At 76.0% G+C, this 24025-nt stretch carries 12 protein-coding genes; 10 read left to right on the forward strand and 2 right to left on the reverse strand.

The features are described 5' to 3' along the window. The first annotated feature begins 51 nt into the window (after positions 1 to 51). Genes DEH69_RS25610 through DEH69_RS25645 form a run of 8 tightly spaced genes read left to right on the forward strand, consistent with a single transcriptional unit; the run spans position 52 to position 19833 of the window. Positions 52 to 3993 (forward strand): non-ribosomal peptide synthetase, encoded by a 3942-nt coding sequence (locus DEH69_RS25610; protein ID WP_113689360.1) that lies wholly within the window; start codon positions 52 to 54, stop codon positions 3991 to 3993. Further along, on the forward strand, positions 3990 to 10457 hold the full coding sequence (locus DEH69_RS33515) for a type I polyketide synthase (protein ID WP_113689361.1): 6468 nt from the start codon (positions 3990 to 3992) through the stop codon (positions 10455 to 10457). Before DEH69_RS25610 ends, DEH69_RS33515 begins: the two co-directional genes overlap by 4 nt. 46 nt (positions 10458 to 10503) lie before the next feature. Continuing rightward, complete coding sequence (locus tag DEH69_RS25620; RefSeq protein ID WP_113689362.1) at positions 10504 to 12018, forward strand: ABC transporter substrate-binding protein; 1515 nt, start codon at positions 10504 to 10506, stop codon at positions 12016 to 12018. Then, entirely contained in the window at positions 12019 to 12951 is a 933-nt protein-coding gene (locus DEH69_RS25625) for an ABC transporter permease (protein WP_113689363.1), read from the forward strand. Continuing rightward, positions 12948 to 15332: an ATP-binding cassette domain-containing protein gene (locus DEH69_RS25630; RefSeq protein WP_147255851.1), complete on the forward strand. Its 2385-nt coding sequence runs from the start codon at positions 12948 to 12950 to the stop codon at positions 15330 to 15332. Before DEH69_RS25625 ends, DEH69_RS25630 begins: the two co-directional genes overlap by 4 nt. After that, positions 15322 to 16686, forward strand: a complete 1365-nt coding sequence (locus DEH69_RS25635) for a bifunctional 2-polyprenyl-6-hydroxyphenol methylase/3-demethylubiquinol 3-O-methyltransferase UbiG (protein ID WP_113689365.1) — start codon at positions 15322 to 15324, stop codon at positions 16684 to 16686. Before DEH69_RS25630 ends, DEH69_RS25635 begins: the two co-directional genes overlap by 11 nt. Next, positions 16676 to 17851, forward strand: coding sequence for a class I SAM-dependent methyltransferase (locus tag DEH69_RS25640; protein ID WP_113689366.1), 1176 nt, complete (start codon positions 16676 to 16678; stop codon positions 17849 to 17851). Before DEH69_RS25635 ends, DEH69_RS25640 begins: the two co-directional genes overlap by 11 nt. A 5-nt stretch (positions 17852 to 17856) precedes the next feature. After that, positions 17857 to 19833 carry a phosphopantetheine-binding protein gene (locus DEH69_RS25645; RefSeq protein ID WP_113689367.1) on the forward strand — a complete coding sequence of 659 codons (1977 nt, stop codon included), beginning with the start codon at positions 17857 to 17859 and terminating at the stop codon, positions 19831 to 19833. A 56-nt stretch (positions 19834 to 19889) separates the two neighbouring features. On the opposite strand, the gene DEH69_RS25650 is transcribed toward DEH69_RS25645, so the two are convergent. Beyond that, the gene (locus DEH69_RS25650) at positions 19890 to 20810 is read right to left on the reverse strand and encodes an NAD(P)/FAD-dependent oxidoreductase (protein WP_113689368.1); all 921 of its coding nucleotides are present in this window, start codon (positions 20808 to 20810) and stop codon (positions 19890 to 19892) included. 72 nt (positions 20811 to 20882) lie between these two features. Between DEH69_RS25650 and DEH69_RS25655 the strand changes: the two genes are divergently transcribed. Next, positions 20883 to 21965, forward strand: a complete 1083-nt coding sequence (locus tag DEH69_RS25655; protein ID WP_113689369.1) for a saccharopine dehydrogenase NADP-binding domain-containing protein — start codon at positions 20883 to 20885, stop codon at positions 21963 to 21965. Further along, positions 21962 to 22714 carry a trans-aconitate 2-methyltransferase gene (locus tag DEH69_RS25660; RefSeq protein WP_113689370.1) on the forward strand — a complete coding sequence of 251 codons (753 nt, stop codon included), beginning with the start codon at positions 21962 to 21964 and terminating at the stop codon, positions 22712 to 22714. The genes DEH69_RS25655 and DEH69_RS25660 overlap by 4 nt, the downstream gene beginning before the upstream one ends. Before the next feature lie 97 nt (positions 22715 to 22811). Here DEH69_RS25660 and DEH69_RS25665 read toward each other — a convergent pair whose 3' ends face one another. Then, entirely contained in the window at positions 22812 to 24011 is a 1200-nt protein-coding gene (locus tag DEH69_RS25665) for a hypothetical protein (RefSeq protein ID WP_113689489.1), read from the reverse strand. Positions 24012 to 24025 lie beyond the last annotated feature (14 nt).

Here is a 24025-nt window from a genome sequence, read left to right on the forward strand (position 1 = left end):
GAAAATGATTATCAGAACTTCCGGCCCTGGTGCCATGCCTGGAGGAGGACCATGAACGCGCCCCCGACACTCGACGACGTGGCCTCGGCGCTGGCGGACGTGCTGGACACGCCCGTGGCCGAGATGGAATTCGACACGCCACTGACCGAGTTGGGGCTGGAGTCCTTCACCGCCGTTCGGCTGCGCCGGCGGATCCGCGAGGACCTCGGACTCGACCTGCCGCTCACCGCTTTCCTCGGCTCCGCCACCGTCCGCTCACTCGTCCCGAACCCGGCCGGCGCGGTCGGGGTGGCAGAGAGCCAACCGGGCGCGGACGGCGCGTCGTTCCCGCTGACGCCGATTCAGTCGGCCTACTGGGTCGGGCGGGACGCCGCGTTCCCGCTCGGGGGTGTCGCGACGTTCTTCTACCGGGAGTACGACCGCGAGCCTGGCGCCGAAGGTCCCGAGGCCGATCTGGCGCGGCTGACCACCGCCTGGAACCGACTGGTCGCCCGGCACCCGATGTTGCGCATGGTGGTCGGGCCCGACGCGCGGCAGCGCGTGCTCACCACGGTGCCCGAGTACCGGATCGATGTCACCGATCTCCGCGACGTCGACGCGGAGTCGGCCGAACGGGCCGCCACGCGGTTGCGGGCCGGGTGGTCGCACCAGGTGCGGCGCGCCGACCGGTGGCCGCTCTTCGACGTCAGGGCCGTTCTCCTGCCGGACGGCAGGACGCGACTGTGCATGGGTGTCGACGTGCTCGCGCTCGACCTGGCCGGCTGGCTCCAGGTGCTGGCCGAGTGGGGGCGGCTGGTCGCCGAGCCCGACGCCCAACTTCCGCCGCAACAAACGACCTTCGCCGACTACGTACGAGGCAGGGAGCGTGACCCGGCCGAACGGCGGCGCCGGGAGGCCGACCTGGCGTACTGGGCCGAGCGGGCGCCGAACCTTCAGCCGGGGCCGGAGCTGCCCCTGGCCGTGGACGTCGCCGAACTGCGCGGTCACCGCTTCACCCGTGCGCGGACACACCTGACGGCGGACGAGTGGTCCGCGCTGCGCGACCGCGCGGCCCGCCACGGACTCAGCCCCACCGGGATGCTGCTCGCCGCCTTCGGGCTCACGCTGACCCGCTGGGGCGCCACCGAGCCCTTCACCCTGAACACCACCCTGTTCGACCGGCCCGACGTCCCGGAACTCAAGGGCGTGGTCGGTGACTTCACCTCCACGCTGCTGGTCGGGATGCCCGAGCTCGACCCACTGCGCTGGGAGGGGTTCGCCGCCTACGCGAGCCAGGTGAACGAGCGGTTCTGGACGGACATGGAGCACCGGGCGGTCTCCGGCATGGAGGCGCCGCAGGCGAACGGGCAGCCATCGGGCCCGCCGAGACATCCCGTCGTCTTCACCAGCGGGCTCGGCCTCACGGACGGCGACGCCGATCCGGCTGGCTGGCTCGGCACGGAGGTCTTCGGCATATCCCAGACCCCGCAGATCCTCCTGGACCACATCGTCTACGCCGAAGGCGGCGCGCTGATCCTGTGCTGGGACTCGGTGGACGGCGCCTACCCGGCCGGCTTCGTCTCCGGGATGCTCGACGCCCACGCCCGCCTGCTGCGCCGGTTGGCGCGGGAGGACGAGGCGTGGCGCGATCCCGAACTCGGCTGGGATCCCTCCTTCCTGCCAGCACAGACGCTCGACGCGACGCCCTTCGGCGACGCGGGACCGCCGCTCGACGACCCGGCGCGCGCCGCGGCGGAGGCACGTCCCGACGCGCCAGCGCTGCTCGACTCCGCCGACCGGGTCAGCCACAAGGAACTCGCGGCCCGCGCCGAGCGCACGGCAGCGGTGCTCGCCGCCGCCGGAGTCGGCCCGGGCGACCTGGTGGCGGTGGCGGCCGAGAAGGGCCCGGCGCAGGTCGCCGCCATCCTCGGCGTGACCGCGAGCGGCGCCGGCTATGTGCCGGTCGAGCCCTCCTGGCCCGCCAGGCGCGTGGCGTCCGTCTGCGCCCAGGCCGGCATCCGGCACGCCCTCGCCGGCGACGGGACCGCCATGACCTGGCCGGACGGCGTGACCGCGCACCCGCTGCGGCCGGACGGCACGCCCGCCGCGGAGAGCGGACCCGAGAGCGCCGGGGGGCGATGCCGCCCGAAGCCGGACGAGTTGGCCTATGTCATCTTCACCTCAGGATCGACCGGCCGGCCCAAGGGCGTCGCCATCGAACACCGCGCCGCCCGCACCACCGTCGACGACCTCGTCGACCGCTTCCCGATCGGCCCCGACGACCGGGTGCTCGCCCTGTCGGCGTTCAGCTTCGACCTGTCCGTGTACGACGTCTTCGCGGTGCTCGGCGTCGGCGGGGCGCTTGTGCTGCCCGAGGTGGAGCGGCAACGCGACCCGGCGCACTGGCTTGAGTTGATGGCTCGCCACCGGGTGACCGTCTGGAACACCGCGCCCGCCCTGATGGAGATGCTGGTCGAGTACGCCGAGGTGGCCCCGGACCAGGCGCGGGCTGCCCTCGCCCCGCTCCGCCTGGTGCTGCTCTCCGGCGACTGGATACCCGTCACCCTGCCCGAGCGCGTCCGCGCGCTGGCGCCGGACGCCCGGATCGTCAGCCTGGGCGGCGCCACCGAGGCGTCCATCTGGTCCATCTGCCACCTCGTCGACCGGGTGGAGCCTGAGTGGCGCAGCATCCCCTACGGCCGGGCGCTGCGCGGCCAGTCCTTCCACATCCTGGATCCCGAGGGTCGGCCGTGCCCGGTCGGTGCGTCGGGGGAACTCCACATCGGTGGCCGGGGCCTGGCGCGGGAGTACGTCGGCGATCCGGAGCAGACCGGCCAGCGGTTCGTCGTTCATCCGCTGCTGGGCACCCGGCTCTACCGCACGGGCGATCTCGGGCGGTGGCGCCCGGACGGCACGATCGAGTTCCTCGGCCGGCTCGACCGCCAGGTCAAGATCCGCGGGCATCGCATCGAACTCGGCGAGGTCGAGTCGGTGCTCGACCGGCTGCCCGGGGTGCGGAAGTCCGTCGCGCTGTCCGTGCCGGGGCCCGACGACCGGCCGCGTCTCGTGGCGTACGCGGTGCGCCACGAGGGCGCAGAGGTGACGGACGAGGAGATCAGGAGCCGGCTGCGGGAGAACGTGCCCGCGTACATGGTGCCGAGTCGGCTGGTGGCGATGGCCGAGTTCCCGGTCACCGACAACGGCAAGATCGACTACCGCGCCCTGCCGAACCCGTACCGGCGGGCTTCGGATCGGCCGAGCGCCGTGCCGACGACCGTGCCGTCGGCGCCGGTGCCGACAGCGGTGGTCGCCGAGGAGCAGGCAGCGGTGGGTGCCAGCCCCTTGGATCGCGCGCTGCGCGCGGCCGGTGAACGCGGGTTGAGCGTGACCCTCACGCTCTCCGCGGGGACGCTGCCGCCCGCGGACGCCCTGATCGCGGCGGGGGAGTGCGGCCGGCTGCTGCTGTCGGCGGCCACCGCGGCCGGGTTCAGGCCGGCCGAGCGGCTGACCGGGCGCGGACTGATCGAGCTCGCGCTCGGCGAGCCGGCCACCACGGCCGAGTCCGCCGTGCCGAGCCAGGACACCGCCCCATCCAGCCCGCCCGCCGCCCCTGCCAGCGAACGCGGCCCGTCCGGCGCGCCCGGCGCGAGCGCGTCGCCCGAGCCGGAGACACGGCCAGAGACACGGCCGGAGGTCGAGGCGGCGGTCCGGCGGGTGTTCGGTGAGCTGCTGCGGGCCGCGCCGACCGAGTTGGCCGGTGACACGCCGTTCTTCCAGCTGGGCGCGACCTCGCTCACCCTCGTCCAGGCACAGCGTCGGCTCGGCACGGAGCTCGATCCGGCGCTCAGCGTCGTCGACCTCCTCTCGCACCCGACGGTGCGCGGCCTGGCGGCGGTGATCTCCGCACGAACGGCCCGGCAGCCGCCGCCACCGCCACGCGCCGCCAGGGCGCCCGCACCACCCGCCACCGGACGGCGGGCCGCCCGCGCGCGAGCCGCGGAGCTCGCCCGATGATCGCCGTCACCGGCCTCGCCTGCCGGTTCCCCGGCGCACCCGACGCCGCGTCCTTCTGGAAGCTCCTGACCGCCGGACGGGAGGGCCTGACCCGCTTCACCGAGGCCGAGCTGGCGGCGAGCGGGGTGCCGCGTCGCCTGCGGAGGCACCCCGACTATGTGCCGGTCGGCGGCCTGATCGAGGGCCAGGACCTGTTCGACCCGGCACCGTTCGGCCTCGCCGACGCGGAGGCGGCGCTGCTCGATCCGCAACAGCGACTGTTCCTCGAGGTGGCCTGGCAGGCGCTCGAACAGGCTGGCCACGGCGGCGGCGCGGGAGCCGGCTCGGTCGGCGTCTTCGCCGGGGCCGCGCACAGCGCCTACCTGACCAGCAACCTCGCCGGCCGCTGGAGCCCGACCGGCGGCGGCGCCGATCCGGTCGGCAGCCTCCAGACCGCGATCGCCACGCACGCCGACTACCTGCCGCTCCAGGTCGCCTACCGGCTCGACCTGACCGGACCGGCCATCGCGCTCAACACCACCTGCTCGACCTCACTGGTCGCCGTGCACGCCGCGGCGCAGTCGCTGCTCGCCGAGGAGTGCGACACCGCCATCGCGGGCGGCGTCTCGCTGATCGTGCCGCAGGGCCACGGATACCTGCGCGTGGCCGACGGCATCTACTCTGCGGACGGCAGCGTGCGGCCGTTCTCGGCCACCGGCACCGGCATCGTCTACACCCAGGGGGTGGGCGCCGTGGTGCTGCGGCGGCTCGACGAGGCGCTGGCGGACGGCGATCCGGTGCTCGCCGTGCTGCACGGCTCGGCCGTCAACAACGACGGCGCCAGCAAGGCCGGGTTCACCGCGCCCTCCCTCCGGGGCCAGGCGCGCGTGATCGCCGAGGCGCAGGCGGTGGCCGGGGTGACGTCCGACCGCGTCGGATACGTGGAGGCCCACGGCACCGCCACCAGGCTCGGCGATCCGGTCGAGATCGCCGCGCTGCGGCGGGTCTTCGGGGACGAGGGACCCGCCTGGTGCGGCCTCGGCTCCGTCAAGAGCAACATCGGGCACGCCAACACGGCCGCCGGTATCGCCTCGTTCATCAAGACCACGCTCGCCGTGTGGCACGGAGTCCAGCCCGCCTCGCTGCACGCCGAGCCGCTCAACGAGCTGCTGGGGCTCGACGGTTCGCCGTTCGAGGTGGTGAAGGACAGCCGCCCGTGGCGTGGACCCGAGCTGGCCGGGGTGAGCGCGTTCGGTATCGGCGGCACCAACTGCCATGTGGTGCTCGGCCCTGCCCCGGAGCGGCCGACGCCCGAGCCCTCGCCGCGACGCCCCGTGATCCTCGCCGTCTCGGCCCACGACGCGGCGGCGGCCGAGGCCACCGCCGCCCAACTCGGCACGGTCGCCGACTCCTTCGAGGCGGCGGACCTCGCCCACACGCTGCGCGCCGGGCGGCCGACGCTGCCCTACCGCGTCGCCGTCGCCGCCAGCCCCGGCCACGCCGGAGCGGCACTCGCCGGGCGGCGCGCGGTGCGCGCCCAACCGGGCGCGCCCCGGGTGGTGTTCGCATTCCCCGGTGCCGGCAGCCAGTACCCCGGCATGGGCGCCGGTCTCTACGGGGCAGAGCCGGTCTTCCGCGACGCGGTGGACGAGTGCGCGGAGCTGCTGCGACCGCTGCTCGGCGCGGATGTCCGCGCGGCGATCCGGGGCGAGGGGGCGCCGCCGGTCGAGGACCCCGGCTACGGGCTGCCCGCCCTGTTCGCCGCCTCGCTCGGCGTGGCGCGGCTGCTGGAGTCCTGGGGGGTGCGGCCCGGCGTGGTGCTCGGCCACAGCCTCGGCGAGTACACCGCCGCGGTGGTGGCGGGCGGCCTCACCCTGCCCGAGGCGGCCCGGCTGGTGGCCGTCCGCTGCACCGAGGCCGCACGCGCCGCCCGGGGCGGGACCATGCTCGCCGTCCCCCTGGGCGAGGCCGAGACCCTCCGACTCCTCGCCGGGCATCCCGAGGTGGACCTGGCGGCGGTCAACGCGCCGGACGCCTGCGTGGTGTCCGGGCCATGTGCCGCCGTGGACACCCTGGCCAGCGCGCTGGCCGCCCGATCGGTACGACCCACCGAGCTGCGGGTGGACGCGGCGCTGCACTCGCGCCTGGTCGAGCCGGCGCTGCCCGCCGTCCGGGCGGCCGCCGCCGGCCTGCGGGCCCGCCCGCTCTCCGTCCCCCTGGTCACCACCGTCGCGGGCGACCATGCCGGGGCCGAACTCGGCACGGCCGAGCACTGGGTCCGGCAACTCCGTGACCCCGTGCGCTTCGCGGACGCCCTGCGCACCGCGCTGCCGCCCGAACAGCCGGCGCTGCTGGTGCAGGTCGGGCCCGGCGCCGCGCTGGCCTCGCTCGCCCGCCGTACCGCGCCGCCCGCACTCCGCGCCACGCTGACCACCTGCGTCGAGGACGAGCCCGACGCCGCCACCACCATCCGCGAGACCGTCGCCCAGCTGTGGGCGCACGGCGTCGACATCGACCTCGCCCTGGGCGACGCCACGCCCAGGCGGCGCGTCGCCGCCCCCGGATACGCGTTCCAGCGGCGGCGGCTGTGGATCGATCCCCCGGCCGCCGCCACCGACCTGCCGGGCGAGCCGGAGCCGGACGGCGACGAGCCGCTGCACCTGCCGCGCTGGCGGCAGCTGCCCCCGGCCGATGCCGCCGATTCCCCGGCCGGGCGCTGGCTGGTCGTCGCCGGCGAAGACCGCCCGCTGGCCGACGCGGTGCGCCGGGAGTTGACGGCGCGCGGCGCGGAGTGCGTGGCCGTGGCCGAGCAGGGCGAGGCTCTCGACGGCGTCGTCCTGCTCGCCACCGACCAGACCGACGACCTCGCGGCCGCGGTCCTGCGCCACACCGAGCTGGCTGCCAGGCTGGACCGACTGGCCGCGCCGCCCCGGCTGTTGCTCCAGGTCACCGAGGGAGCCGTGCGAGTGGAAGGGGACGACCGCCCAGAGCCTGTGGCGGGTGCGGTGCGCACGCTGCCCCGCGTCCTCGCCCAAGAGCTGCGCGGCCTCGCCTGGCGCACCCTCGACCTTCCCACGGTCAAGGCGGGCAACGCCTCCGAGCGGGCGCGGTTCGTGATGGCCGAGCTCGGCGAACTGACCGGTCCTGACGCGGCCCCAGGTCGTGAGGTCGCGGTGCGTGGCGGCGTCCGCTGGGCCCGCGACCTGGTGCCCTGGCGGCCGGCCAGGACCAGGGAGGCGCCGCCCGCGACGGGCACCGTGCTGATCACCGGCGGCCTCGGCGACGTCGGCCTGGCCATCGCCGACCACCTCGGCCGCGCCGGCCGACGCGTCGTGCTCACCTCGCGCACCGGCGGGCGGGCCGAGGGCGTCAGGCGGCTCGCCACGGCGGGCCGGAGCGTCGAGGTCCGGACGTTGGACGCGGCGGACGCCGCGGGCACGGCGGCGCTGGTGCGCGAACTCGCCGCCGACGGCGGCCTCGGCCTGGTGGTGCACGCGGCGGGCGCGGTCGCCACCGCCGGCGCCACCACCCTCCGCGAGACCACCCCCGAGCAGGTGCGCGCCCATGTCGCGGCCAAGGCCGATGGCGCCCTGGCGCTGCGCGCCGCCGTGGACGCGCTGCCCGCCGAACTCCGGCCGAGCACCGTCGTGTTGATGTCGTCCGCGACCACCCTGGTGGGCGGGATCGGCATGGGTGCCTACGCCGCCGCCAACGGCTTCCTCGACGCCCTCGCCGACGCCGCACAGCCCGGCCCGACCCGCTGGATCAGCGCGGTCTGGGACGGCTGGCGGGTGGGTCCTGCGGGCGGCGAACGCACGGTCGCGCTCGCCGGCGCCCTGGACGCCGAGACGGGCCTGGCCGCGCTCGACCGGCTGCTGGCCGGCCCCACGCCGCCCGTGGTGGCCGTCGCCACCACCTCGCTCGCCGACCGGATGGCGCGCGCGGCGGCCCCCGCCGACCGGCCTTCGACCGGGCCGGGCGGGTCCGACCCCGGTGAGCCGACCGCCCGCTGGCTCGCCGAGCTGTGGGCCGGGCTCTTCGGTACCCCCGCGCTCTCGGCCGACGCCGACTTCTTCGCGCTCGGCGGACACTCGCTGCTCGCCACCCGGATGCTGGCCGCTGTCCGCGAACGCTTCGGCACGGACCTGCGGCTGCGCGACCTGCTCGACGCGCCGACCGTCGGAGCCCTCGCCGCCCGCGTCGACGCCGCCGTCCCGGAAGCGCCCGCCCGGCCGCCCGCCGACCTCCCGCAACCGGCCGCGGCCGACGGCACGTTCCCGCTCACCCGCGTGCAACACGCCTACTGGGTCGGGCGCGACGGGGGCTACGAGTGGGGCGAGGTGCCCTGCCACTTCTACCTGGAGTACGACTGCGAGCGGTTGGACGTCGCCCGCTACGAGCGGGCCTGGAACCTGGTGCTCGCCCGCCACCCCATGCTGCGCGCCGTCGTCACCCCGACCGGCCGGGTCCGGGTCCTCGACGACGTGCCGCCCTACCGGGTCCGTGTCCACGACCTGACGACGCTGCCCGAGGAACGCCGGAGCCAGCGCCTCGCCCGGCTCCGGGAGCGGATCAGCCGGGAGCCTGGCCCCGCCGACCGCTGGCCGCTGGCCCAGATCCAGGCCGCCCTGCTGCCCGGCGGTCGGGTCCGGCTGTTCGTCGGCGTGGACGTGCTGGTGTGCGACGCGGCCAGCTGGTGGATCATCGACCGTGAACTCCGCCGCTTCTACCACGCACCCGACGAGCAACTGCCGCCGCTGAAAGTGGACTTCGCCTCCTGCGTCGCCGCCGTCGAGGAGCGGCGCCGCGGCCCGGCAGGACAGCGGGCCGCCGCCTACTGGCGGGAGCGGCTCGACACCCTGCCAGGGCCGCCCCCGCTGCCGGTGGCCGAGCCGGTCGGACCCGCGCGGTTCGTCCGCCGCGCCGCCCGGCTCGAAGCCGGGGCCTGGGCGGCGCTCAGGGCCGAGGCGACCCGGCACCGCGTCACCCCCACCGCCGCGCTGCTCGCCGCCTACGCCGAGACGTTGGCCGCCTGGTCGGGCGACGACCGGTTCTCACTGGTCCTCACTCTCTTCGACCGGCCCGACACCCACCCCGACGTGGCGGGCGTGGTCGGCGACTTCACCTCGCTGGTCCCGCACGTCGTGGAGCGGGCGCGGGCAGGCTCGTTCGTGGAGCGTGCCAGGGCCGCGCAGGCGACCCTGTTCGCCGATCTCGACCACCGGGAGTTCTCCGCGCTCGAGGTGCTGGCGGAGAAGTCGACCCGCGTCGGCCGGCGGGTGTCCGTGCCCGTCGTGTTCACCAGCGCCCTCGGGCTGCCCGATGTCATCGGTGCCGACCACGACCCCGAGTGGGTCGGCGAGCAGGTCGCGGCGCTTAGCCAGACGCCGCAGACCTGGCTGGACCACCAGGCCCTTGAGCAGGGCGGCAGGCTGCTGCTCCAGTGGGACGCGCTGGAGCCGGTGCTGCCGCCGGAGGAGGTGGATCGCGCCTTCGCCGACTACGTGCGCCGGGTGGAACGGCTGGCAACCGACCCGGCCGCCTGGGCGCCCGAAGCCGCGACACCCGACGGGACCGACGTCTCCGACGAGGACATCGCGGTGCCCGTCCGGCCCGGCCACGACGGGGGGCCCACCCTGTTCCTGACGCACCCGTCGGGCGGCGACATCGTCTGCTACGCCGAGTTGGCCCGGCTGCTCGACCCCCGCGTCGAGGTCGTCGCGCTCACCGATCCCGAACTCGCAGGCGGCACCGGCGCCGAGGACATCGACGGCATGGTCCGGCGCTTCCTCGACGTGGTGCGCCGCAGGCGGCCGCACGGCCCCTATCTGCTCGGCGGCTGGTCCATGGGCGGCGACCTCGCCCACGAGATGGCCCGCCGACTCCACCAGGAGGGCGAGACCACCGCGCTGTTGGCGCTGCTCGACTCCAACGATCCGGTCCACATCACCCCCGTCGACCGGCCCAGTCAGAACGAGACGGAACTCGAGGTGGTGTGGCGCTTCCTCGGGGCGCTCGAGGCGTTCACCGGCGCCGCACTCGGCGGCGGCCGGGACCGGGCCGCCTCCGAGACCATCACGGCCGTCCGGAACCTGCCGGACGCGGCACGCTGGCGCGAGATCGACGAACGCCTCCGCGCCGCAGGGCTGTTGGGACGCCGCGACAGCGCCAGGCGGCGGGTCGCGGTCTTCGCCAGACACCTGCGCGCCCTCGCCGACCACCGGCCCACGCGGCTCGAAGCGCCCGCCACCAGGACGCTGCTGATCCGCGCCGACCGGCCCGCGCCGCGCAACGCCGGCATCGGCATGGGAGTGGACGACACCCCGCCCGGCGTCGCCGACCTCGGCTGGGGCCGCCACCTGGCGGGTCCACTCGACGTGGTCGGCGTCCCGGCCCACCACTACTCCCTGCTGCGGCCACCGGCCCTGCCGCGTGTCGCCGAGGCACTCAACGACGCCCTGCGCCGGGCGATCGGCCCCGCCTGACGCCGACCCGGCCGCATCTCAGCTCACCACCTCGCGAAGGACCACCATGCACCGACGACGCTTCCTGCTCGCCGCGGCCACCACGCTCGTGGCCGCCGGCTGCGCCAGAGACACCACCGGCGACGCCCCGGGCGCGAACGGCCGCGCCACGGACACCCTCCGCTACGCCGCCGTCGGCGCCCCGGCGACCGCCAGCCACGACCCGCACGGCGGCCTCGGCAACGAGTCCGACGCGCTGCGCTTCGCGCTGCTCTACGACGTGCTCACCGCGCCAGGACCCGACGGCACCACCCAGCCCCGGCTCGCCACCGCCTGGGAGCCCGACGCCGACCTCACCCACTGGCGGATGACGCTCAGGACCGACGCCGCCTTCACCGACGGCCGCCCCGTCCGGGCCGCCGACGTGCTGTACTCGCTGCGCCGGATGGGCGAGAAGGCCGCCGAGAACTACGGCCGGATGGGCATGTTCGACCTCGACGCCGCCACCGTCGTCGACGCGCACACCGTGGAACTCGTCACCCACCGCCCCTATGCCGAGGTCGGCCGCGCCCTGGAGTCGGCCACGTTCGTCGTCCCCGAGGGCAGCACCGACTTCAGCGGGCCGGTCGTCGGATCGGGCCCCTTCCTGCTGGCCGACGGCGACGCCGGCAACGCCGCCCTGGAGCGCAACGACGCCTGGTGGGGCCCGCGCCCGCCGCTGCGCCGCATCGAGATCCGGGCCGTCGCCGACCCCCAGGCGCGCGCCGACGCGGTCGCCGCCGGCCAGGCCGACGTGGCCGGCAGCGTCAGCCCCGCCGCCGCCACCCAGGCCGAGAGCGGCGGGCTCGTCGTGGTCCGCCGCCCGGCCGTGACCCTCTATCCGCTGGTCATGCGCCTCGACCGGGCGCCGTTCGACGATCCGCGCGTCCCGCAGGCCGTCAAGCTCGCCGTCGACCGCCAGCAGCTCATCGACACCGTCTTCCTCGGCCAGGGCCGCCTGGGCAACGACCTGCTCTCGCCCGCCGACCCCACCACCCCCGACCTGCCCCAGCGGGAGCGCGACGTGGAAGAGGCCCGCCGGCTGCTGCGCGCCGCCGGGTATGGCGACGGCTTGGACCTCACGCTGCGCACCACCACCGCCTACCCCGGCATGGACACCGCCGCCACCCTGCTCGCCGACCAGCTGGCCGCCGTCGACATCCGGGTCCAGATCGCCGTCGAGCCGCCCGAGACCTTCTGGACCGAGGTATACGCCCAGGCCGACTGCTACGTCAGCTACCTCGGCGGCATCCCGTTCCTCGATGTCGCCCGGGTCGCGCTGCGCTCCGACTCTCCCACCAACGAGACCGCCTGGCACCGGCCCGACTGGGAACGCGACCTCGACCAGGCGCTGGCCACCGCCGATGAGCCCCGCCGCGCCGCCGCCCTCGGCGCGCTACAGGAGACGCTGCGCGACGAGGGCGGCTACCTGGTCTGGGGCGCCGGAGACGGACTCGACCTCGCACGCCCCGGCGTGGCGGGCCTGCCCATCGGCCCCGGCTTCCAGCGGCTCTTCATCGACCAGGCGCGAGTCGACGGCTGAATGTTCCCGCTTCTCATCCGCCAGGCGACGCGCGCCGCGCTGCTGCTGCTCGGGGTCTCCCTGCTGGTGTTCGCCGCCACCGCGCTGCTGCCCGGCGACGCGGCGCAGACCAGGACGGGGGGCCGGGCGAGCGACGAGCAGCTGGCCGAGCTGCGCCGCGCACTCGGCCTCGACGAGCCTCTGTGGACGCGTTATGTCCGGTGGTTGGGCGGGCTGTTGCGGGGCGACGCCGGCCACTCCCTGGTCAGCGGGCGCCCGGTGGCCGAGCTGATCGGCGAACGGCTGCCAGCCACCCTGGTGTTGACCGGCTGCGCCCTGGCGCTCGCCGTTCCGCTGGCGCTCACCCTCGCCTGGTGGGCCGGCGGCGCTCCCCGGGCGGCGGGAGTGGTCACGGCGGCGGCCGCCGTGCCGCAGGTGGTGGTGGCCGGTGTGCTGGTCGCCCTGTTCTCCGGACTGCTCGGCTGGCTGCCCCGGGTCTCGCTGGTGCCCATCGGCCAACCGGCCTGGGCACAGCCCGAGTTGCTGGTGCTGCCGGCGCTCTCCCTGGCCCTGCCTGCGGCCGCCTTCGCCGCCGCGCTGCTCGCCGGGTCCTTCGCCGACGCCCGCCGGCTGCCGCACGTCGAGGACGCGACGCTGCGCGGTGTGCCGCGGTGGCGGGTGGCCGCCCACCATGTGCTGCCCCTCGTGCTCGCGCCCGCGCTCCGCATCCTGGCGGTCGTCGGCGGCGGACTGCTGTCGGCCACCACCGTGGTGGAGACCGTCTTCGGGTACCGGGGCCTCGGCGAGCTGCTGGTCGGCTCGGTGGCCGGCCGCGACGTGCCAGCGGTGCAGGCCGTGGCGGTGTTGGGCGCCGGGGTCGTGCTGGCCGGGCTGCTGCTGGCCGACGTGGCCGCGGGACTCGCCGACCGGGGAAGGCGGGACGCGACCGCATGAACCCTGCCGTCCTACGCGGCTGTCTGGCGCTCGCCGTGCCCGCCGCCGCGCTGCTCTGCGCGCTCGCCGCGCCCCACGACCCGGCCGCCATCGTCGCCGCGCCCTACGCCGCGGTCGGCCCCGGCCTGCCTCTTGGCGCCGACGCCCTCGGCCGCGACGTGCTGGCCCGCCTGTTGGCGGGCGGGCGCGAGCTGACGCTGGTCGCCCTGCTCGGCGCCGCGCTCGCCACCTCGCTCGGCGTCGCCGCCGGCCTCCTCGCCGGCTGGACGGCACGCTCCTCGGGGCGGCTGCTGACCGGCGTGGCGGACGCGCTGCTCGCCACCCCGCCGCTGCTCGTCGCGCTGGTGCTCGCCGTCTCCCTGCCCGGCGACGCCGCCGTCGTGGCCGCCACGGTGTGCGGCGGCGCGCCGCTGACCCTGCGGGTCGTCGGGGACGCCACCCGCGGCGCCCTCGACGCCGGCTATGTGGAGGCGGCCCGGGGCCGAGGCGAGCGCGCACCGGCGCTGCTGTCGCGCGAGGTGCTTCCCGCGCTGGCCGGCCTGGTCGCCGCGGACGCCGGGGCTCGGTTCGTCACGGCCCTCCAACTGGCGACGGCCCTCGGCCTCCTGGGCTTCGGCGCACAGCCGCCGAGCCCGGACTGGGCGCTGATGATCCGCGAGAACCTGCCGGGGACGGGGCTCAACCCGGCCGGGGTGATCGCCCCTGCGCTGGCGCTGGCCTTCGTGGCGTTGGCGGTGGCCGCGCTGGCCTCCGGCGCGCTGCCCGGCGGCGCTTCGGCCGGTGCGGGGACCGGGCCGCCGACGGCCGGGCGCCGCGTGCGGCGGCCCTGGTCGGCAGCGCGTCGTCGTTCGCCGGTCCGCGTCGACCGGCCTTCGGCCCGCCCCGCCGAAGGCGCCACGCTGAGCGTCGAGGGCCTCACGGTGACGGACGGGCACGGCCGGCGTCTGCTCGACGGAGTGTCGCTGTCCGCCTGGCCAGGCGAGGTGGTGGCCGTGGTCGGCCCGTCCGGCTGCGGCAAGTCGACGCTGCTGCGTGCCGTGCTCGACGCCCTGCCCGACGGGCTGCGCCGCACCGCCGGCGCGGTGCGCTGGCGTGGCGGGACCGTGGAGCCAGGTCGCTCCGCCCGCCGCTGGCGCCACCGCACCGCGGGCGTCGTCGGCCAGCACCCGGCGGCGGCGCTGCACCCGCTGCGCCGGGTGCCAGCGGTGGTCGCCGACGGGCGGAGGGTCGGCGACACGGCGGTGCGCGGCGCGCTGACGCGGCTCGGCCTCGACCCGGCCGCGCTGTGGCGCCGGTATCCGGGACAGCTCTCCGGCGGGCAGGCGCAACGGGTCGCGCTGGCCCGGGCGTTGATGGGCGACCCGCCGCTGCTCGTGCTCGACGAGCCGACCACGGGACTCGACCCCGACGCGCTCGACCTGGTGGTCGCGGCCATCGAGGCCCGGCGCGGCGACGCCCGTTCGGTGACGATCGTGATCTCCCACGACCGGGAGTTCGTCCACCGGATCGGCGACCGCGTGCTCGACCTCGGCCAGGCCCGCCTGGCCGAGCGGCCCGCCGAGCTGTCCTGTGCGGCGGCGCCCGGGGGCGCGCCCCGGGCGGATACGCCCGCCGGGCGTATCCCCGCGCCACCGGTCGGTGGGCGTTCGCCCACCGGGACCATGCGGGGTGCGGGGGCTGTGGTCCTGTCGGCGGACGGTCTCCGGCTCGCCTCGCCCGGTGGACAACTCCTGTTGGACAACGGCGCCTTCGAGCTGCGCGCGGGCGAACTGGTCGCCATCACCGGCCCGTCTGGCTGCGGCAAGTCGACGCTGCTGCGCGCCCTCGCCGGGCTCCGGCCGCCGGCGGCCGGCCACCTGCGGGTCTGTGGCGAGCCGCTGCCCTGGCGCGTCGAGGACCGCCGACCGGCCCGCGTCAGCGCGGTGCAGCTGGTCGCGCAGGACCCCGCCACCGCCCTGAACCCCGCCCACCGCGTCGGGGCGTCCGTCGCGCGTCCCGGCCGGCTGCTGCGCGGGCTCCCCCAGGACGCCGCCCGGGACCTGGCCGCCGAACTCCTGACGGCGGTCGGTCTCGACCCGGCCGTCGCCCGCCGACGGCCCGCCCAGCTCTCCGGGGGGCAGCGCCAACGCGCCGCCGTCGCCCGCGCCCTGGCCGCCGACCCACGGGTGCTCGCGGCCGACGAGATCACCTCGGCCCTCGACCCCGACGCCGGGCACGGCGTCCTCGACCTCCTCGACGCGCTGCGCGCCGAAGGACTCGCGATCCTGCTCGTCACGCACGACCAGGGCCTCGCCCAACGCGCCGACCGCGTCCTGCGGTTCGACCGGAGCGCGCTCACCCCCAGCGGCCAGTACAGAACGGAGCACCACCATGCCGGCTGACCTCGACGACGGGCTGCGGCACGCCGCCGACATCCTGCGCCGCCACCCGTGGGTCGGAACGGCCGACGTCGGCGACGGCACGGTCCGGATCTCGCCGACCCCCGAGGCCCTGGCAGTGCGCCCCCAACCGGGGGCGCTGCTCGCCGAGCACCTGGCGCAGTGGGCCGAGGTCTACGACGCCACCTACGCCGAGGCGGCCGGGCGGCACTCCACCGAACTCGACCTCTCGGGCTGGCGCGCCTCCGACACGGGCCAGCCGTTGCCGGTGGCGCACATGCGGGAGTGGGTACGGCGGACCGCCGGCCTCGTGCTGCGCGCCGATCCCCACTGGGTGCTCGAACTCGGCTGCGGCACCGGCCTGTTGATGCACCGCCTGCGGCCCCGGCTGCGTGGCTACGTCGGTACCGACGTGTCCGCCGAGTCCGTCGGCACGCTGACGGCCACCGCCCCGCCGGGGACGACGGTCGTGCGGGCCGCCGCCCACGAGGCGCACGGCCCGGCTGTCCAACGTGCCCTGGCCGAGGCGGGATTCCCCGAAGGCCGCCCGGACTGCGTGGTGCTCAACTCCGTCACCCAGTGCTTCCCCGGCGTCGCCTACCTGCGCGCCGTGGTGCACGACGCCATCGCGCTGGTCGCCCCGGGCGGCACCGTGGTCGTCGGCGACATCAGACACTCCGGGCTGCTCACCGCACACTGGTGCTGGGTCGAGTCGTCCGCCAACCCCGGACTCCCGTCGGCGGAGGTGGACCGCAGGGCGGCCGAGCGGGCCGCCCGCGACGAGGAACTCCTCTTCGACCCGCCGCTGCTGGCCCGGATCGCCGGGGAGTCCGGCCGCGAGGTGGCGCTCACCTTCCACCCCAAGACCCTCGGCGCCGACACCGAGCTGACGCGTTACCGCTTCGACGCCGTCCTGCGCGTCGACGCCGGGGCCACCGGCGAACCGCCGGCCACCGACGAGCTCGACTGGGCGGAGCTGCCGGCCGGCGACCGCCGCGCCGCCCTGCGCGAGCTGGCCGGGCGCCGGGCACTGCGCGTCACCGGCATCCCCAACCGGCTGCTGACCCCCGGCACCGGCGTCAGCGCCGCCGAGCTGCGCCGCACCCTGGCCGACCTGGACGCCGCCGTGCTCCTCGACCCGCGGCGACCAGAACTCCTCCAGGCGGTCACGCCAGCGGACGCCGCACCCCGCCCCGCCGCCGCGCTCGCCGGCCCCGGGACGGCGCACGAGCCGCTGCGCCGCTTCGTCCGCCGTCGGCTCGCCGAGGCGGCCCGCCGCGAACTGCGCCGCGCCGGCCTCGCTTCGGTGCCGATCGACGTGGCGCCGACCGCGCCAGGAAACCTCGATGAGCACTGACCACGAGGGGGCCGACCGGGCCGGCCTCGCGGCGATCACGGGCACCGACACCGACGCGCTCCCCGGCCACCTGCGCCGGCTCGACGAGGCGGCGCTCCTCGCCATGGCCCGTGCCCTTGGCCGCGAGGGGCTGTTCCGGCCCGGCGTCGCCCACCGCTGGGACCAGATCGCCGACCGGCTCGGCGTCGCGCCACGCCACCGGTGGATACCGCGCCGCTGGCTCGCCGTACTGGCCGAGGAGGGCCTGCTCCGCCGCGACGCCGCCACCGGGAACGTGCGCGACCTGCGCGCCGTGCGGCGCGCCGAGGTCGCCGCGACCGCGCCGGCCGTGCACGCCGCCTGCCGCGGCCTCGGCTACCCCGAGGCGATCGCCGACTTCTTCCTCACCGCCGCCGACCAACTCCCCGGGCTGCTGCGCGACGAGGTGACCGCCCAGAGCCTGCTGTTCCGCGACGACGACCCGTCAGCGGCCGAGGGCGCCTACCGCGACAACACCATCAACCGCTACCTCAACGCCGCCGCCGGCGAACTGCTGCGCCGAACGCCCGCGCCCGCCGCCCGCCCCGCGCGGGTACTCGAACTCGGCGCCGGGATCGGCGGCACCACCACCGCGCTGCTCGCCGCCCTCGCCGACCGGCCCGTGGAGTACCTGTTCACCGACGTCTCCCCGTACTTCCTCGACGCGGCCAGGCGGCGCTTCGGCGACCGGCTGCGCTATGGCCACCTCGACATCAACGCCGAACTCGCCGAGCCGCGGATCCCTCCCGGCGCGGCCGACGTCGTCGTGGCGGCCAACGTGCTGCACAACGCGCTGCACATCGGCGCGACCCTCACCAGGGTGCGCCGGCTGCTGGCGCCCGGCGGGCTGCTGCTGGTGATCGAGTCCTGCCGCGAGCACTACCAGGCCATGACCTCCATGCAGTTCCTGATGTCGCCGCCGGACGGCGCCCCACGCCCCGGCACCGGCGACATCCGGGCCGGCACCGACCGGATCTTCCTCACCGCGGCGGAGTGGCGCGCCGTGCTGGCCGAGGCCGGCTACCGGCCGCTGTTCGACCTGCCGGACCCCGATCACCCATTGACCGCGCTCGGCCAGCGGCTCCTCGTCGCCCGGGCCCCCGGCGCCAGGCCGCAGTCCAGAACCTTCGCGCAGACACAGGAGTGAGAACCATGCCCCCAGGACCCCCGCTCGCCGCACCCGAGCACGACCTCCGCGCCACGCTCGCCGGTATCTGGTCCGAACTGCTGGACCTCCCACCCCAGGAGGTGCCCGATGACCGGGCCTTCCTCAGCCTCGGCGGGGACTCGGTGCTCGCGGTGCGCATGTCCGCCATGGTGCGCAGGAGCCTCGGCGTCGTGCTGGCGCTCTCCGACGTCCGGGTGGAGATCACGCTCGCCGAGCTGACCGACCTGGTCGCCCGCCGCCGCGTCGGCTCCGCCGACGGCCGCGCCCTCCCGGTCGAGGTGACCAGGAGGAGCGATCCGCACGCACCGTTCCCCCTCCTGCCGCTACAGCAGGGCTACTTCGTCGGCCAGCAGGACGGCTGGGAGCTGTCCTACGCCTCCGCGCACCACTATGTCGACATCGGCCTGAACGAGGTCGACCCGGACGAGGCCCCCGAGGCGCTGCGGGACGCGCTCGCCCGCCTGGTGCGGCGGCAACCGACCCTGCGCGCACGGGTGCTGCCGGACGGCCGGCAGCACATCCTGCCGGACGACGCGCCCGGCGCCGTGCCCGAGCTGACGGTGACCGACCTCCGCGACGCCGGACCCGAGGCGGCCGGGGCCGCCGTCGCCGCGATCCGCGCCGAGATGTCGACCACCGGACCCGACCCCGCCAAGGGACCGGGAATCGCGTGCCGGTTGACCCTGCTGCCCGGCGACCGCGCCCGGCTGCACGCGGCCGTGAGCCTGCTGATCATCGACGGCTGGTCCTCCAACGTCCTGTACCGGGACTTGTTCGCGCTGGTCTCCGACTGGAACGCGATGCTGCCACCGCTGGAGATCGACTACGGCGACTACGTGACCTCGGTGGCCGGGCTGCCCGACACCGACGCCTGGGAGGCCGATCGCGACTGGTGGTGGGACCGGCTCGATGGGCTGCCGCGGCCGCCGGCCCTGCCGCTGGCCGCCGACCCGAGGCAGGCGCGGCCCGAGCTGATGGGCAGCCGCCAGCACCGGGTGGACGCGGCCACCTGGGCGGCGTTCCGCGAACGGTGCGCGGCGCACGAGGTCACCCCGTCCGCCGCGATGTTCACCGCCTACGCCATCGTGCTGGCCCATCGGGCCGGGCACCGGCGGATGCTGCTCAACTCCCTCCAGCTCAACCGGCTGCCCCTCCACCCCGACGTGCACCGGATCGTCGGCGCCTTCGCCTCCACCACGCTGATCCCGGTGGAGCTCGCGGAGCGCGCCACGTTTGCCGAGCTGGCCGCCGACAGCCAGCGGCGGTTCGGCGAGTCCGCCGCCCACAGCCTGATCAGCGGCGTCGAGGTGTCCCGGGAGCTCGGCCGCCGCCGCGGCACCCATCGCCCGGTCGCCCCCGTGGTCTTCCAGAGCACGCTGGGGATGGACGCGGCCATGGGGGACCGACTGCCGGAGACGGCCGGGCCGTTGGGTCGTGTCGACATGGCCGACCACCACCAGCAGCTGCGCACCCCTCAGGTCGCCCTCGAAGTGCGGATGTTCGAGCTGCGGGACGAGATGTTCCTGGTGTTCTCGCTGGTGGACGAGGTGTTCGACGCGGCGCTCGTGGACGCGATGTTCACGGAACTGACCGGCCTCGTGGGGGAGTTGGCCACCCCGGAGGGCTGGTCCGAAGTGGTCGGGCTGCCGACCCCGGCCGATCCGCCCTCCGAGGCCGAGGGGTTGCGGCTCGGCGCTTACCAGCCCGAGGCGTCAGGGGAGGAGCCGGGGCCGCCGCGGCCGGGCGCCGAGCGGGCCATCGCGGCCGTCTGGGAGGAGGTGCTGGCCGTGGCCGAGGTGGACAGGGCGGCCGACTTCTTCGCCCTCGGCGGCGACTCGCTGCTCGCCGTACGGGTGCTCGGCCGGCTCGCCCGCGAGGCCGGAATCACCGTGACCGTCCGGGACTTCCTCGAAGCGCCCACGGTCGCCGGGCTCGCCGGGCTGGCGGAGCCCGCCGGGTGACCGACCGGAGCTCCCGGGGTGCGGGCCGCCCGCGCGCGGCCCGCGCCCCGGCCCCGTCAGCCGGCCGTCAACCCGGCCCGGAACAGGCCCTGTTCCAGCCAGACCGCGGCCCGCACCCCGTCCGCCGCTGCCTGGCTCACCAGCGTCAACGCGTCCGGCAGCGCCGCCAGCCTGGCCATGTCGCCGGCCGCCGACACCCCGGGCACGGTGGTCGCCTGGAACTCGTCCACCCGCACACAGCCGTCCGCCAGCACCTCGCAGCCCAGGTCCGCCGCGAACGAGGCCCGCTGCCGAACCGGCGCTCGATGGAAGACGGACTGCCGCTCCAGCACCGAGCCGTCCGCCAACCGCAGCCGGAGCGCGCCCGGTTCGCCCGTCAGCTTTGCCACCCGCTCGGTACGCACCGGCACGCCGCGCGCCGTGAGCCGGCCGAGGACCTCGTCGGGCAGCTCGTGCGGGCCGTCCGTGAGCACCACCACGTCGTCGCTGTAGCGGTCCGCCAGATACAGGCCGAGCATGACCTGGGGCACGTCCCGGCCGATCACCGCGAGCGTGTGGCCGTCGGCCTCCCAGCCGTGGCAGAACGGGCAGTGGTAGACGCCGCGTCCGAACCGCTCGGCGAGGCCCGGGATGGCGAACGGCTCGTCCACCACCCCGGTGGCCAGCAGCACCCGCCGCGCCCGCTCCCGCCGACCGTCGGCGAACTCGACGGTGAAGTCGTCACGTTCACCCTTGACCGAGCGCACCTGCCCGGCCCGCAGCTCGACGCCGGGGTAGGCGGTGAGCTCCTCACGGCCGAGCGCGAGCAACTCCTTCGGTGGGAAGCCGTCCCGGCTCAGATACATGTGCATCTGGTCGGCCGGCGCGTTGCGGACCTGGCCGCCGTCCGCCACCAGCACCCGCCGTCGCTGCCGCCCCAGCACCAGCGCCCCACTCAACCCGGCCGGGCCGCCGCCGATCACGATCACCTCGAACACAGGGGACTCCCTCCAACAGATCAAGCTATTGGAAACGATTATCATTAGAATGCGGTTGCGAGGGAAGGAACGATGAGAGATCCCCTGATCGCCGTGCTCGGCGGCTACGGAGCGGTCGGCGCCACCGCCGTCCGCCGACTCGCCGCGCTCGGCCACCGTCGGCTGCGCGTCGGCGGCCGGAGCCGGGACCGGGCCGCCGCCCTGTGCGCCGAAGTGCCCGGCGCCCAACCCTTCCCTGTGGACGCCGAAGACCCGCGTGCCCTCCGTGAGTTCTGCGTCGGCAGCCAGCTCGTGGTCAACTGCGCCGGACCCTCCTACCGGCTCCTCGACACGGTCGCCCGCGCCGCCCGCGCGGTCGGCGCCCACTACGTCGACGCCGCCGGAGACCTCCCCGCCCACCGCGCGCTACTCGCCCACGAGAACCCCGACGTCGGCGGCCACACCGCCCTCTTCTCCGCCGGCGTCACGCCCGGCCTCACCGGGCTGCTGCCCCGGCTGATCGCCGGACCTGGCGACCGACTCGACGCCTACGTCGGCGGCGCGGTCCGCATCACCCCGGCCTCCGCCATCGACATCCTGCTCGCCCAAGGCCCCGACTTCGGCGAGCCGATGGCCTCCTGGCGCCACGGACAGGTCGCCCCCCGCACCCTCGCGCCACGACGCCGCGTCCAGCCAACCGGCTTCCCGGAACCCGTCGACGCCATGCCCTACCTGACCGCCGAGAGCGCCCGCCTCGCCGCCCACCTCGGCCTCGCCGAACTGCGCGCCCACGCCGCCTACCCCTCCGATGCCATCCCCACCGCCCTCGCACTCGCCTGGGCCGACGACCCCCGGCACCTCCCCGAACACGCCGCCGCGCTGACCGCCGCGGCCAGCGCCGACCTACGCGACCGCACTTCCTACTACGTGCTGGCGTTCCAGGCCCGCACCGCCCGCGGAGTCGTCCGCTCGCTCACCCTGCGCATCGGCGACCCCTACCACGTCAGCGGCCTCACGGCGGCCCTCGCCGCCCACGCAGTCCTGGCCGACCGGTCACCCCCCGGCGCCCACTTCGCTGCCGATGTCCTCGACCCCTGGCAGGTCATGGAGGCGCTGCGCGGCGACCCGCTCGTCCACTCCCTCGACCTCACCTCGTCCACGGCAGGAATCCCATGACCGACGCGACCGACGCCTACGCCGCCTCCGCCGAATACCTCGACCTCCTGATCGCCCCGTTCTGGGACGCGGCGGGGCCCGCCCTCGCCGAAGCCATCCGGGACACCGACGCCGCCACGGGCCCCGTCCTCGACATCGGCGCCGGCAGCGGCCGCGGCACGCTGCTGCTCGGTGACACCCTGCCGAAGTCGGAGATCATCGCCGTCGAACCGTCCCCCGGTCTGCGCGCGGCCCTGCTCGCCAGGCTCGCCACTCACGACGCGCTGCGCCCCCGGGTCACCGTCCTGCCGGAACCCCTGCCCGCGGCCGAACTCCCCGACCGACTCGGCCTGGTGATCGCCCTCAACGTTATCGGCCACTTCCCCCCGGCCGAACGCCGGGCCCTCTGGAACCTGTTGGCCACCCGGCTTGCCCCCGGCGGCCGTGCCCTGCTCAACCTGCAACCGCCGACCGAGCCCGTCGCCGTCCCCGAGACCCTGGCCGCCACGGCCCACGTCGGACGCCGCCGCTACGAGGGCTGGGCCCGCGCGGAGCCGGTCGGCGACGCCATCCTGACCTGGCACATGACCTACCGCACCCACCACGACGGCCGGCTGGTGGCCGAGCGGACCGTGAGCTACCCCTGGTACCTCCTCGACGAGACGACCCTGCGCGCGGAGGCCACGGAGGCCGGCCTCCGCGCGCGGCCACTGGGCCCGCCGGAACTCGGCCTACAGGTCCTCACCCATTCCACGGCCCTGCTCGCCTGACAGACCCTGGCGGTGCAGCGACGGCGCCAGCGCGGTCTGAGTTCCGCGGCGGCGCGTTCGCCCAGGGCGCGGGCGTGTCTGCTGGTGATCGACACACCTAGCGGCCCACCGGGTCGCCTTCGGCCCCGTCGTTCCTGCTGCGCAGCGTCGCGTGGCCGCCGTGCCGCAGGGGCGTGTCCAGCTTCAGACGGGCCGCCTCCGTACCCGTTTCGGCGTCGAAGAGGTGGACCTCGCCGTGGCCGCCGCGGGTGATGGCGACCCAGCCCGCGCCGGGTGACGCCGCCACCGCACGGCGTTGCACGCCCTCCCAGGGGGTGCTGCCGCGACGGGGCGCGCCGTCCATGGCCGGGAGGGGGGCGCGGCGGGTGGTCCCGCGGGCGGCGTCGAGCAGGATCAGTTCGTCGCCGTCCGGGTGGATGCGGGCGAAGGCGGTGTGGTCCTTCGCGAGGGCGAGCCGGAAGACCAGTCCAGGGCCGAGCTCTGTCCGGGTCGTTCGCCCGGTCGGGAGATCGTGGCACCAGGCGTGGTTTGTCCACTCCGGCCATCGCGGCGGGTCGGTGGGGCCGCCGCGCAGTGTCGACCACAGCGCCCGCCGCCGTGGGTCGAGCCGCAGATACCAGCCCCGGGCGGCCGAACCCCAGGGGATCAGCGGCCCCGCGACGAGTGCGTCACCGTGGCGGTGTGCTCGACGCACTCCCTCGCCGACGGCCGCGAACACCTCGCCGCCGTCCGGGTCCTGGGCGTCTCCGTGCCCGTCGGCCGGCAGCGGGAGGTGCGCGTGGGGCGTCGCCCGTGGGCAGCCGGGCGGCGCCCCGAGCAGGTCGGCGAACCGGTGGACGGCCAGGGCGCCGGGTTCCCTGTGGCGCAGGACGACGAGTGGCTCGCCCCCGCCCAGCACGGTGACTCCTGGCTCGCCCACCCGGGTGCGCACCCGGGACGTGTCGCCCGTGGCGAGGTCGACGACGGTCAGCAGATCCGACCACGGCTCGTCGTTCCTGCCAAGGCCCGTCGTGACGGCGACCCACCGGCCTGATGGGTCGACGGCGAGGTGCTCGGCCGGCGCGGCCACCGGGATCGCGGCGTCCACCAGCTCAGGGCCGAACGGGGCGAGCACGAGCAGTTCGCCCCTGCGGTCGTCGACGCAGGCGAGGCGCCCGCCGGGCAGCGCCAGGAACCCGGCGTGCTCGGAGAGGTGGCGGCGGGTGAGGCGGCCGGTCTCGGTGCCGTCCGGCACGGTCAGTACGTGGACGGATCCTCCGATGTGGTCGGAGACGATCAGCAGTGGGTCGGCGGTCATCTGGGCCTCCATCG

Source organism: Streptomyces sp. PT12 (assembly GCF_003311645.1).
Lineage (GTDB): Bacteria > Actinomycetota > Actinomycetes > Streptomycetales > Streptomycetaceae > Streptomyces.

Coding starts and splice junctions, on each gene's coding strand:
- DEH69_RS25640 (WP_113689366.1), top strand. CDS start 16,676: ATGAGCACTGACCACGAGGGGGCCGACCGGGCCGGCCTCGCGGCGATC.
- DEH69_RS25625 (WP_113689363.1), top strand. CDS start 12,019: ATGTTCCCGCTTCTCATCCGCCAGGCGACGCGCGCCGCGCTGCTGCTG.
- DEH69_RS25610 (WP_113689360.1), top strand. CDS start 52: ATGAACGCGCCCCCGACACTCGACGACGTGGCCTCGGCGCTGGCGGAC.
- DEH69_RS25655 (WP_113689369.1), top strand. CDS start 20,883: ATGAGAGATCCCCTGATCGCCGTGCTCGGCGGCTACGGAGCGGTCGGC.
- DEH69_RS25645 (WP_113689367.1), top strand. CDS start 17,857: ATGCCCCCAGGACCCCCGCTCGCCGCACCCGAGCACGACCTCCGCGCC.
- DEH69_RS25620 (WP_113689362.1), top strand. CDS start 10,504: ATGCACCGACGACGCTTCCTGCTCGCCGCGGCCACCACGCTCGTGGCC.
- DEH69_RS25665 (WP_113689489.1), bottom strand. CDS start 24,011: ATGACCGCCGACCCACTGCTGATCGTCTCCGACCACATCGGAGGATCC.
- DEH69_RS25630 (WP_147255851.1), top strand. CDS start 12,948: ATGAACCCTGCCGTCCTACGCGGCTGTCTGGCGCTCGCCGTGCCCGCC.
- DEH69_RS25660 (WP_113689370.1), top strand. CDS start 21,962: ATGACCGACGCGACCGACGCCTACGCCGCCTCCGCCGAATACCTCGAC.
- DEH69_RS25635 (WP_113689365.1), top strand. CDS start 15,322: ATGCCGGCTGACCTCGACGACGGGCTGCGGCACGCCGCCGACATCCTG.
- DEH69_RS33515 (WP_113689361.1), top strand. CDS start 3,990: ATGATCGCCGTCACCGGCCTCGCCTGCCGGTTCCCCGGCGCACCCGAC.